The organism is Methylibium rhizosphaerae, assembly GCF_006386545.1.
GTDB classification, from domain to species: domain Bacteria; phylum Pseudomonadota; class Gammaproteobacteria; order Burkholderiales; family Burkholderiaceae_C; genus Pseudorivibacter; species Pseudorivibacter rhizosphaerae.
Genome location: NZ_SWAR01000053.1, coordinates 18,224 through 29,405, shown reverse-complemented (window position 1 = coordinate 29,405; position 11,182 = coordinate 18,224). Strand labels below are relative to the sequence as shown.

Below are 11,182 nucleotides of genomic sequence, written 5' to 3'. Positions count from 1 at the left end.
CAACCACCCGTTCGCCCTGAGGTATCGAAGGGCCGCCACCAAACGTCGAAGGGCTTCGATACCTCAGCCCGAACGGAGAGTGGCTGTGCGCCATGGCCGGAACCCAATTCATTCACCGCGGAGGCGCGGAGGACGCGGAGGACCGCGGAGAAAGCCTTGTATTCCTCCGCGGTGAAGGTATTCGGCGACTCGGCGCTACGCCGCAGCGCTGCGGGCCTCCTCCTGCGTGCCGCGGCCGGACAGGGTGTAGATCGTCCCGATCAGGGCCTGCGGTTCCACCGGCTTGGCCAGGTGCACCTGGAACCCGGCCATCAGCGCGCGGATGCGGTCGCCGGGCTGCGCCAGGCCGGTCAGCGCGATGGCCGGCACGCGGGCGTGCAGCGCGACGCCGCGCCGTGCCTCCACCTGCCGGATGCGGCGCACCACTGCATGGCCGTCTTCTTCGCCCAGCGCGATGTCGCAGACGATCACCTGCGGCCAGCGCTCGCCGGGCGACTGCTCCAGCCAGTCCAGCGCGAGGCGGCCGCCGGCGAAGGTGGTCACCTGGGCGCCGGCCTGTTCGAGCACCGCCTGCAGCACTTCGCGTGCCTCGGACTGGTCGTCGATGCAGGCCACGTGCAGGCCCTTCAGCGGCTGCTGCAGGCTGGCGACGGCGCTTTCGATCGGGCGTTGCGCATGCACAGGCTCGACGTCCATGTGCCGCAGCGGCAGCTCGATGACGTAGCGCATGCCGCGCATCGAGGTCGGCGTCTCGACGAGGAAGCGGCCGCCCTGGCGCTCGACCAGCGAGCGCAGGGCCAGCGGGTCGGGCGGCGTGTCGGTGTCGAGCCGGGTGGTCGGGTCCACCAGCACCAGTGGCCGGTCGGTGACGTGGCGCCCGTCGGTGACCGACAGGCGCGCGCTGCCTTCGCCGCTTTCGAGCCGCAGCTCGATGCGTCCGTCCACCGGTGTGGCCGCCAGCGACTGCAGGCACAGCTCGCGCAGCGCCTGCGAAAGGCTGCCCGGGTCGCCCGTCACCAGGGCGCGGTCGGTCTCGATGTCGGTGTACAGCCGCACCTGGCGTGCATCGAAGGCTTCGCGCAGGCCGTCGATCACGCTGGCGGCCAGCACCGCGAGGTTGAGCGGCTGCAGGGCCAGCTCGCGCTCGAGCCGCTCGAACTGCTGCTGCTCGCGCTGCAGCTTCCACAGCTGCGCATACAGGCCCTCGCGCTGCATCAGGTCCTGGTGCCTGCCGCGTTCGACGATGCGGCCCTTGTCGAGCACGATGATCTCGTCGGCATTGACGATGGTCGACAGCCGGTGGGCAATGATGAGCGTGGTGCGCCCCTGCGCGATGCGGTCGAGCTCGTTCTGGATGGCCCGCTCGGCCCGCGTGTCGAGCGCCGAGGTCGCCTCGTCGAGCACCATGATCGGTGGGTTCTTCAGGAAGGCTCGCGCGATCGCGATGCGCTGCTTCTCGCCGCCGGAGAGCTTCATGCCGCGTTCGCCCACCACGGTGTCGTACTGCTGCGGCAGCGACAGGATGAACTCGTGCACCTGCGCTGCCTGCGCCGCCTCGACCACTTCGTGCATGCCCGCGCCGGTGCGGCCGTAGCCGATGTTGTAGGCGATGGTGTCGTTGAACAGCACCGTGTCCTGCGGCACCACGCCGATGGCCTGGCGCAGCGAGGCCAGCTGCACTTCGCGCACGTCCTGCCCGTCGATGGTGATGCGGCCGGCGTTGGTGTCGTACAGCCGCAGCAGCAGCCGGGCGAGGGTGGACTTGCCGGAGCCGCTGCCGCCCACCACCGCCACCGTCTGCCCCGCGCCGATGGAGAAGCTCACGTCATGCAGGATGGGGCGGCCGGACTCGTAGGCGAAGTCGACATGCTCGAAGGCCACGTGCCCGGCCGGCACGCCCAGCTGCCGGCTGCCGGGCGCGTCGACGATCTCGGGCTGCTGCTCGAGCAGGCCGAACAGCTTCTCGGTGTTGACCAGCGCATCCTTCGCCTCGCGGAACACGAAGCCCAGCGCATTGAGCGGCAGGCAGATCTGGATGACGTAGCTGTTCACCAGCACGAGGTCGCCCACGGTCATGGCGCCGCGCACCGTCTGCTCGCCCGCCAGCAGCATCACCGAGGCCACGCCGGCCGCGATGATCGCGCCCTGGCCGAGGTGCAGCGCAGACAGCGCCTTCTGGTTGCGCACGCTGCCTTCGATCCACTGCGTGCAGATCTCGGCATAGCGGGTGCGCTCGAACTGCTCGCGCGCGTATGCCTTCACCGTCTCGTAGTTGAGCAGCGTGTCCACCAGGCGGCCGTTCGCGCGCGAGTCCATCTCGTTGACGGCGCGCTGGCGCAGCTCGCGCTTCTGCGTCATCAGCATCGTGTAGGTGGCATACACCGCGAAGGTGAGCACGATGGCCACGGTGAACCAGTGGCTGTAGCCCACCGACATGACCAGCAGCACGCCCACGAATTCGACCAGCGTGGGCACCACCGTGAACAGGCCCGCACCCAGCAGGAAGCCGATGCCGGCGGTGCCGCGCTCCACGTCGCGGATCAGCGAGCCGGTGTTGCGCTGCACGTGGAAGCGCGGGCTGAGCGACAGCAGGTGGCCGAAGGTGCGTTCGGCGAAGGCCTTGACGGTGCGCTGCGTGACGCGGGCGAACACCAGGTCGCGCAGCTCGGTGAACAGCGTGCCGGCGAATCGCAGCAGCGCATAGCCCAGCAGCAGGAACACCGGCAGCACCAGCACCACCTGCCCGGTGTTCAGGTTGTCGGCCGACAGGTCCGACGGCTGGCTGAAGCGGTCGACGATGGCCTTGAGCAGCAGCGGCACGCACACGCCGGCCACCTTCGCCAGCACGAGCAGGCCGAGGGCAAGCAGGGTGCGCCGTCGCCAGCTCCAGGCTGCGGTCCACAAGCCGAGGAACACCTTGCGGCGGAGGTCGGGGTTCAAGGCCATGCAGCGCAGGCGCAATCGGCATGCCCGGCGGCGCAGTTGCCCCGGGCCGGTGCAGCGGCAAAAAGCGCCGGAAGAATCTGCCGTTGCGCCGTGTTTCGGATACGGCGCGCAACCGTTGGCAACCGCCCGGGGATCTCTTACCGGCTGCCTACAATGCGCCGTCCCTGGCTCCCCCCTCCCTCGGGCAGAAAGAACCTCTCATGCAAGTGCACGCCTCGGTCTTCAAGGCCTATGACATCCGCGGCATCGTCGGCAAGACGATCGACGAGAGTTTTGCCGAGCACCTCGGCCGCGCCTTCGGCACGCAGGCGCTGGCCGCGGGCGAGAAGGCAGTGGCGGTGGGCCGCGACGGGCGCCTGTCGGGCCCCGGCCTCGCCGGCGCGCTGATGCGCGGCCTGGCGTCCACCGGGCTCGACGTGGTGGACATCGGCGCCGTCACCACGCCGATGCTCTATTACGTGGCCGCCACCCGGTCGCAATACGGCTGCCGCAGCGGCATCCAGGTCACCGGCAGCCACAACCCGAAGGACTACAACGGTTTCAAGATGGTGCTGGCCGGGCGCGCCATCTACGGCGAAGAGATCCAGGCGCTGCGCCAGCGCATGGAGGCCGAGGACTACGCGCAAGGCAAGGGCCGCATCGGCAAGATGAACATCCTGTCCGAGTACCAGCGCCGCATCACCGGCGACGTGAAGCTCTCGCGCCTGATGCGGGTGGTGGTCGACTCCGGCAACGGCATTCCCGGCGCTTCGGCCCCGGGCATCCTGCGGGCGCTGGGCTGCAAGGTCACCGAGCTGTATTCCGAGGTGGACGGCGACTTCCCGAACCACCACCCCGATCCTTCCAAGCCGGAGAACCTCGCCGACTTGATCCGTACCGTGCGCGAGACCGACGCGGAGCTCGGCCTTGCCTTCGACGGCGACGGCGACCGGCTGGGCGTGGTCACGAAGGACGGGCAGATCATCTACCCCGACCGCCAGCTGATGCTGTTCGCCCAGGACATCCTGCAGCGCGTGCCCGGCGGCCAGGTCATCTTCGACGTGAAGTGCACCCAGCGGCTGGCCGGCGCCATCGAGGCGGCCGGCGGCGAGCCGCTGATGTGGAAGACCGGCCACTCGCTCATCAAGGCCAAGCTGAAGGAGACCGGCGCGCCGATCGCCGGCGAGATGAGCGGCCACATGTTCTTCGCAGAGCGCTGGTACGGCTTCGACGACGGCATGTACACCGCCGCGCGCCTGCTGGAAATCCTTTCGCGCCATGCCGACCCGAGCGCAGTGCTCAATGCACTGCCCACCAGCTACAGCACGCCGGAGCTCAACGTGGCCTGCGCCGAAGGCGAGCCGCATGCCGTCATCGAGAAGCTGCGCGAGACGGCCCGCTTCGACGGTGCCAAGGAGCTGGTCACCATCGACGGCCTGCGTGCCGAGTTCGACGACGGCTTCGGCCTCATCCGCGCGTCGAACACCACGCCGGTGCTGGTGCTGCGTTTCGAGGGGCACACGCCCGAGGCGCTCGAGCGCATCCGCGACCAGTTCACCGCGGCGCTCAAGGCGGTGAAGCCCGACGCGCACATCGGGGCTGCCGCGCACTAGCGCGGCAACGGGGCGGCAGGGGCAGCGGGGGCGGGGCGGCGTTGCGCGTACTTTTCGTCAAGCTTTCGTCGCTGGGCGACGTGATCCAGACGCTGCCGGCGCTGCACGACGTGCGCGCCGCATTTCCGTCCGCCACCGTCGACTGGGTGGTGGAAGAAGCGTTCGCCCCGCTGCTCGCGGCCAATGCCGACGGCCTGGCGCGGGTGATCCCGATCGCGCAGCGCCGCTGGCGCCATTCGCGGTTTGCAGCGGCCACCCGGGCCGAACGGGCCCGGTTCATTGCCGAACTGCAGGCCGAGCCCTACGACGCGGTGATCGACTTCCAGGGGCTCATCAAGTCGGCGTTGGTGGCGCGCCAGGCACGGCTGGCGCCGGGCGGCTCGCGCTATACCTATGCCAATGCGAGCGAGGCCTGCGGCTACGAGTGGCCGGTGCGCTACATGGTGGACCAGCCCGTTCCGATGCCGCGGCGCGTGCATGCTGTGCAGCGCTATCGCCTGCTGGCCGCCGGTGCGCTGGGCCATGCCTTGCAGGGCCGTGCCGACTACGACCTGCGGCTGGCGCGCGGCGGGCAGGGCCGCGAGGTGCTGCTTGCGCACGGCACCACCCGGCCCGACAACGAATGGCCGCAATCGCACTGGGTGGCGCTGGGCCAGCGGCTGCAGGCCGCCGGCTGGCCGGTGTGCCTGCCTTATGCCGGCGACGCCGAGCGTGCCTTCGCCGAAGAGACCTGCGCCGCCATCGGCAAAGGCGCCCGGGTGCTGCCGCGCATGTCGCTCGCCGAACTGCCCGCACGCATGGCAGCCTGCGCCGGCGTGGTGGGCGTCGATTCGGGCCTGAGCCACCTGGCGGTGGCGCTGGACCTGCCGCATGTGCAGATCTTCAGCCAGCCCCGGGCCTGGCGCGCCGGGCCGGTGGACACGCCGCACCAGCTGCCGGTGGGCGGCGACCACACGCCCGGCGTCGACGAGGTGTGGCACACCTGGGAACGCGCCTGGGCCGCCCGCCCTGCGGCAGCCGCTGCTGCGGTGCAGGGTTGACATGGCCGCGCCTGCCGCCACGATGCCCACCGTGAAACAACGCCTGGCGCGCGCCGGCTACAACGGCCTGCTGCGCGCGCTGACCCCCCTGTACGTGGCACGCCTGTGGTGGCGCGGTCGCGCCGAGCCCTTGTACCGGCATGCGGTGGGCGAGCGCCTGGGCAGCTACAGCGGCGCGCCGAGTGCCGGCTGGGTATGGGTGCATGCGGTGTCGCTTGGCGAAACACGGGCGGCCGCCGCGCTGGTTGCCGCCCTGCGGCAGCGCCAGCCTGGCCTGCGGCTCCTGCTCACCCACGGCACCGCCACCGGCCGCACGGCCGGGGCCGAATTGCTCGGCCCCGCAGACCGGCAGGTCTGGCTCCCGTATGACACGCCCGGCGTGGTGCGGCGCTTCTTCGAGCAGTTCCGCCCGGCTGTGGGGGTGCTGATGGAAACCGAGGTGTGGCCCAACCTGCTGCTGGGGGCGAAGGAGGCGGGCGTGCCGATGGTGCTGGCCAACGCGCGGCTGAGCGACAAGAGCCTGCGTCAGGCCCATCGCCTGCACGCGGTGCTGCGCCCGGCCATCGAGAGCTTTGCCGCGGTGCTGGCCCAGACCGAGGCCGACGCCATGCGACTGCGCGAGGCCGGCGCGCCGAACGTGCAGGTGCTGGGCAATCTCAAGTTCGACATGGCGCCCGATGCGCAGCTGCTGGCGCGCGGCGCCCAGTGGCGCGCCTTGTCGGCGCTGCCGGTGGTGCTGGCGGCCAGCACCCGCGAAGGCGAGGAAACCCCGCTGCTGCAGGCCTGGAGCGCCTTGCCGGCGCCGCGGCCGAGGCTGCTGCTGGTGCCGCGCCACCCGCAGCGTTTCGACGAAGTGGCGCAGCTGGTGCAGAAGCAGGGCCTGGTGTTGTCGCGACGCTCCGGCTGGCAGGCGCACACGCCCGATGCCGCTGCGCTGCAGGCCGACGTGTGGCTGGGCGATTCGATGGGCGAGATGCCGGCCTATTACGCGGCGGCCGACGCGGCCCTGCTGGGTGGCAGCTTCGCGCCGCTGGGCGGTCAGAACCTCATCGAGGCCGCCGCCTGCGGCTGCCCGGTGGTGATGGGGCCGCACACCTTCAATTTCGAACTGGCGGCCGAGCTATCGATCGCGGCCGGCGCGGCCGAGCGCGTGGCCGGGCTCGACGAAGGCGTGCAAGCCGCGGTACGCCTGGCCAGCGACGCGGCGGCGCACCACGGCATGGCCGGACGTGCACTCGCCTTTGCAGCGGCCCACCGTGGCGCGGCCGACCGCATTGCCGAAGCGGTGCTGGCCAGCGCGCGGGCTAGCGCGCGATCAGCTGGTTGACCGCGTTCACGTCGCCCGGGTTGAGCGTGCCGGCGGCCTGGCGCAGGCGCAGGCTGTTGACCACCACGTCGTAGCGGGCCTTGGCGAGGTCGCGCTGGGTGGTGAACAGCTGGGTCTGCGCGTTCAGCACATCGAGGTTGACGCGCACGCCCACGCGGTAGCCGAGCTGGGTGGCTTCCAGCGCAAGCTTGCTGGAGGCTTCGGCCGCTTCCAGCGCCTGCACCTGGGCCTGGCCCGACTGCACGCCGAAGAACACCTGGCGCGTCGATTGCGCCACGGTGCGGCGCACCGCCTCCAGGTTGTTGCGCGCCTGTTCTTCGAGCAGCAGCGTTTCCCTGATGCGGTTCTGCGTCGCGAAGCCGGCGAACAAGGGGATGTTCACCGTGACGCCGATGGTCGATTGCGTGAGCGGGCCCGAGGCGCTCAGCGAGCCTCCTGCGGCAGGCTCGAACCGGACGTTGTTGTGTCCCTTGGTGTAGCTGGCATTGAGGCCCACCGTCGGCAGGTGCCCCGCGCGGGCCCTTTCGGTCTCGAGCCGGGTCACCTCGTAGCCCACGCGGGCCTTGCGCACGCCCGGTGCCTGCTCGGCGCTGGCGACCCATTCGTCCACCGAGGTCGGCGACACGGGCGGCAGCGCCACCGGCGTGGCCAGCGGCCTGGGCGCGACCCCGGTGCGGCCGATCAGCTGGTCGAGCGCGATGCGCTTGGTCTGGAGATCGTTGGTGGCGGCGATTTCCTGCGCGGTGGCCAGGTCGAAGCGCGCCTGCGCTTCGCGGGTGTCGGTGATGGTGGCCGTGCCGACCTCGAAGTTGCGCTTGGCCGAAGCCAGCTGTTCCGAGATGCCCTTCTTGTTGGCTTGTTCCCTGGCCAGCGCATCCTGGGCGGCCAGCACGTCGAAATACGCCTGCGCCACGCGCACGATCAGGTCCTGCTCGGCTACCTGGAGGTCCGCCTGGGCAGACTCCACGCCCTTGTCGGCCTGCTCGATCTCGACGTCGGTCGCCCGGTTGAACAGGCTCTGGCTCGCCGTGATGGCGGCGCTCGTCGAGCGCAACGTGGTCTCCCCCGCGGCCGACACATTCGGCTGCTCGTTCGCACTGCGCGCTGCGTTGAGCGTCGCGTCGATCTTCGGCCGACGCCTCGCATGCGCCTGCTCGGCCCTGTACTGCGCCGACTCGGCCACCGCCCGGGCGGCCAGGTAGGTGGCGTCATAGCCGCGCGCGGCTTCGTACAGCTCGGCCAGGCTCTGGGCTTGCGCCGCGGAGGCGGCGCCGAAGGCGGTGGCGCAGGCCAGCATCAGACGGCTCAGGGCGGGCAGACGGATCGCAGCGGGCATGGAGTTGCTTCCTTGTTGTGGTTCAGTAAGTCGGCACCGACGCATCGACCTCGTGGGACCATGCGTCGATGCCGCCGGCGACGTTGTACAGGTTCTCGAAGCCTTGCCGCTCCAGGAATGCGACGACCTGCAGGCTTCGCATCCCGTGATGGCACAAACCGAGGATGGGCTGCGAGGCGTCGAGCTCCTGCAGCCGCTGCGGCACCTCGCGCATCGGGATGCAGACGGTGCGCACGCCGGGCAGCTGCAGCGAGGCGAGCTGCACCTCCCAGGGTTCGCGCACGTCCAGCAGCACGGGCTGGCTGCCGGGCTCGAACGATGCGATCAGTGCCTGGACGTCGCGGACCCCGACCTGCTGCATGGCTCAGAAGGTGAACTTGGCGGGCGCCGGGAAGCGCTCCAGGCGCTGCGCCACCGTGTCGAACAGATAGGTGGCGCGCACGTCGCGCTCGCTCACCTTGGTGTAGAGCGTGGCGCGCATCACCGGCTCGTCGCCCACGATGGCCGCCAGGCGGCCGCCGACCTTGAGCTGGTCGAACAGGACCTGCGGCACCTCGGCCACCGCGCCCGAGAGCACGATCGCATCGAAGGGCGCTTCGGCGGGCAGGCCCTGGGAGCCGTCGGCTTCGCGCACGTCGACGTTGACCACGGCCGCGCGCTGCAGGTTGCCGCGCGCCAGCGCCACCAGCTCGGGGCGGATCTCCAGCGAAATGACGCGCTGCGCCTTGTGGGCCAGCAGCGCCGCCATGTGGCCGCTGCCGGTGCCCACCTCCAGCACCTTCTCGTGCTTGGCGGGGGCCAGCTCCTGCAGCAGGCGCGCCTCCAGCTTGGGGGCCAGCATGGTCTGGCCGCCCGGCAGGGGCACTTCGAGGTCCATGAAGGCCAGTGCGCGGTGCTGGGCGGGCACGAAGTCTTCGCGCTTCACCACCGCGAGCAGGGAGAGCACCGAGGTGTCGAGCACGTCCCAGGGGCGGATCTGCTGCTCGATCATGTTGAAGCGGGCTTGTTCGATGTTCATGGCGGTCACGCGGGCTCAGTGATGCAAAACGCGCGATTTTATTGGGGCTGCGCGGCTCGTTTGCTGACGGCCTTGGGGCCGGGCTGCGCGACCTGCAGGCCGCGCAGCACCACGTCCACATGGGTGGCGATGAATCGCCGCGGATCCATCGCTGCCTCGTCGCCGCGGCAGGTGCCCAGCGAATGCTTGTGCAGGCACAGCATCAGCAGCGGAAAGATCAACACGTGCACCGCATCGTCCAGGCGCACCGGGCGGAACTCGCCGGCGTCGATGCCCCTCTGCAGCACCTTCTCGAACAGCACGTGGGCCGGCTCGATCACCTCTTCGACGTAGAAGCGGGCGAAGTCGGGGAAGTTGCCCACCTCGGTGATGATGATCTTGAAGATGCCCGAGGCGGGGGATTCGCCGACACGGTCCCACCAGGTGTTGAGCAGCAGCGCGACCAGGTCCGAGGCCGAGCCTTCGAAGTGGTCGACGATGCCGCTGCCCTCGGCGATGAGCCCGGAGAGGTTCTCGCGCACCACCGCCTTCAGCAGCTCTTCCTTGCTGGGGTAGTAGAGGTAGAGCGTGCCCTTGGAGACGCCGGCGCGGGCCGCCACTTCCTCGGAGCGGGTGGCGGCAAAGCCCTTCTCGACGAACAGGCCCAGCGCCGCATCGAGCAGCTCTTGCGGGCGGGCTTCCTTGCGTCGCTGACGCTGGGGCTGGGCAGGAGACATGGGCAAGAAGACGTGCCGCCCCGAGAAGGCGGGGCGGCTTTAGTCACTGACTGACCGGTCAGTAATGTAGGCGGGGGCGCGCCCGAGGTCAAGGACGGGGCTTCGCGCGATCTCGGGCGCGCGATTCTCGGCGCAGTGCCAGGCAAGACCTGTTCGATCTTGCAGCGAAGCGGCCGCGCCCCGGTGCGGGCCGCTTAAGATGCCGCGCTTTGCCGGGCCGCGGGCGCCGGTGCTTGCGCAGGAGTTTTCGTTTTGGATCTGACGCTGTGGATCAAGGCAGCCCTGATGGGCATCGTCGAAGGGCTCACCGAGTTCCTGCCCATCTCGAGCACCGGCCATCTCATCCTGGCCGGCTCGCTGCTCGACTTCACCGGCGAGAAGGTCAAGGTGTTCGAGATCGCCATCCAGACCGGGGCGATGTTCGCGATCATCCTGGTGTACTGGCAGCGCCTGCGCGAGACGGTGCTGGGCCTCGGGTCGGACCCGCGCGCGCAGCGCTTCGTGCGCAACGTGGCGATCGGCTTCGTGCCGGCGGTGATCCTGGGCCTGCTGCTGGGCAAGGTGATCAAGGAACACCTCTTCACCCCGGTCGTGGTGGCCAGCACGTTCATCCTGGGCGGCCTGGTGATCCTGTGGGCCGAGAAGCGGCCGGCGCGGGTGCGGGTGGCCGAGGTGGACGACATGGGGCCCTGGGACGCGCTGAAGGTCGGCCTCGTGCAGTGTTTCGCGCTGGTGCCCGGCACCAGCCGCTCGGGCGCCACCATCATCGGCGGCATGTTCCTGGGGCTGTCGCGCAAGGCGGCCACCGAATTCAGCTTCTTCCTGGCCATCCCCACGCTGGTGGGGGCGGGCGCCTACAGCCTCTACAAGGAGCGCGCGCTGCTCTCGGTGGCCGACGTGCCGATCTTCGCCATCGGGCTCGTGTTCTCGTTCGTTTCGGCATGGGTCTGCGTGCGCTGGCTGCTGCGCTACGTGGCGACGCACGACTTCATTCCGTTCGCCTGGTATCGCATCGTGTTCGGCATCGTCGTGCTGGCCACGGCGTGGACCGGCGTCGTGACCTGGCACGCGTGAGGCAGGCCGCACGGCCGCGCTGTTCGATGCTGTAGCAGCGCACGCTGCCGAGACGGGGGTTGCTGCAGGCCGCAGCAACCCCCGTTTCGTTCGGGCGGCCGTTCCACGGGCTAACCCGGGCTTTTTCGGCCCC

Annotated in this window: 9 protein-coding genes; 4 read left to right on the top strand and 5 right to left on the bottom strand. The window is 70.1% G+C overall.

The window, feature by feature from the left end; all coding sequences use genetic code 11:
• Nucleotides 1-195 precede the first annotated feature (195 nt).
• Entirely contained in the window at nucleotides 196-2,940 is a 2,745-nt protein-coding gene (locus E8D38_RS25075; RefSeq protein ID WP_246099654.1) for an ATP-binding cassette domain-containing protein, read from the bottom strand.
• Between the two features lie 206 nt (nucleotides 2,941-3,146).
• Here E8D38_RS25075 and E8D38_RS25070 point away from each other — a divergent pair, with 206 nt between their 5' ends.
• The 3 genes from E8D38_RS25070 to waaA are packed head-to-tail and all read left to right on the top strand — an operon-like array spanning nucleotide 3,147 to nucleotide 6,905.
• Entirely contained in the window at nucleotides 3,147-4,538 is a 1,392-nt protein-coding gene (locus E8D38_RS25070; protein WP_140636854.1) for a phosphomannomutase/phosphoglucomutase, read from the top strand.
• Between the two features lie 41 nt (nucleotides 4,539-4,579).
• Nucleotides 4,580-5,578: a lipopolysaccharide heptosyltransferase I gene (gene waaC, locus E8D38_RS25065; protein WP_140636853.1), complete on the top strand. Its 999-nt coding sequence runs from the start codon at nucleotides 4,580-4,582 to the stop codon at nucleotides 5,576-5,578.
• A 1-nt stretch (nucleotide 5,579) separates the two neighbouring features.
• Nucleotides 5,580-6,905, top strand: coding sequence for a lipid IV(A) 3-deoxy-D-manno-octulosonic acid transferase (gene waaA, locus E8D38_RS25060; RefSeq protein WP_246099652.1), 1,326 nt, complete (start codon nucleotides 5,580-5,582; stop codon nucleotides 6,903-6,905).
• Here waaA and E8D38_RS25055 read toward each other — a convergent pair.
• Genes E8D38_RS25055 through E8D38_RS25040 form a run of 4 tightly spaced genes read right to left on the bottom strand, consistent with a single transcriptional unit; the run spans nucleotide 6,883 to nucleotide 9,975 of the window.
• Nucleotides 6,883-8,241, bottom strand: a complete 1,359-nt coding sequence (locus E8D38_RS25055) for a TolC family outer membrane protein (protein WP_140636852.1) — start codon at nucleotides 8,239-8,241, stop codon at nucleotides 6,883-6,885. The two genes, waaA and E8D38_RS25055, sit on opposite strands and share 23 nt — an antisense overlap.
• A gap of 22 nt (nucleotides 8,242-8,263) precedes the next feature.
• Nucleotides 8,264-8,602, bottom strand: a complete 339-nt coding sequence (locus E8D38_RS25050; protein WP_140636851.1) for a rhodanese-like domain-containing protein — start codon at nucleotides 8,600-8,602, stop codon at nucleotides 8,264-8,266.
• A gap of 3 nt (nucleotides 8,603-8,605) precedes the next feature.
• A complete protein-coding gene (locus E8D38_RS25045) occupies nucleotides 8,606-9,259 on the bottom strand; it encodes a protein-L-isoaspartate O-methyltransferase family protein (protein WP_140636850.1) in 654 nt (217 codons plus the stop codon).
• 38 nt (nucleotides 9,260-9,297) lie between these two features.
• The gene (locus E8D38_RS25040; RefSeq protein WP_140636849.1) at nucleotides 9,298-9,975 is read right to left on the bottom strand and encodes a TetR/AcrR family transcriptional regulator; all 678 of its coding nucleotides are present in this window, start codon (nucleotides 9,973-9,975) and stop codon (nucleotides 9,298-9,300) included.
• A 252-nt stretch (nucleotides 9,976-10,227) separates the two neighbouring features.
• Here E8D38_RS25040 and E8D38_RS25035 point away from each other — a divergent pair, with 252 nt between their 5' ends.
• Nucleotides 10,228-11,049 carry an undecaprenyl-diphosphate phosphatase gene (locus E8D38_RS25035; protein WP_140636847.1) on the top strand — a complete coding sequence of 274 codons (822 nt, stop codon included), beginning with the start codon at nucleotides 10,228-10,230 and terminating at the stop codon, nucleotides 11,047-11,049.
• Nucleotides 11,050-11,182 lie beyond the last annotated feature (133 nt).

Excerpts from the sequence above, each read along its gene's own strand:
- E8D38_RS25070 (WP_140636854.1), top strand. The coding sequence starts at position 3,147 with ATGCAAGTGCACGCCTCGGTCTTCAAGGCCTATGACATCCGCGGCATC.
- waaA (WP_246099652.1), top strand. The coding sequence starts at position 5,580 with ATGGCCGCGCCTGCCGCCACGATGCCCACCGTGAAACAACGCCTGGCG.
- E8D38_RS25055 (WP_140636852.1), bottom strand. The coding sequence starts at position 8,241 with ATGCCCGCTGCGATCCGTCTGCCCGCCCTGAGCCGTCTGATGCTGGCC.
- E8D38_RS25050 (WP_140636851.1), bottom strand. The coding sequence starts at position 8,602 with ATGCAGCAGGTCGGGGTCCGCGACGTCCAGGCACTGATCGCATCGTTC.
- E8D38_RS25045 (WP_140636850.1), bottom strand. The coding sequence starts at position 9,259 with ATGAACATCGAACAAGCCCGCTTCAACATGATCGAGCAGCAGATCCGC.
- E8D38_RS25040 (WP_140636849.1), bottom strand. The coding sequence starts at position 9,975 with ATGTCTCCTGCCCAGCCCCAGCGTCAGCGACGCAAGGAAGCCCGCCCG.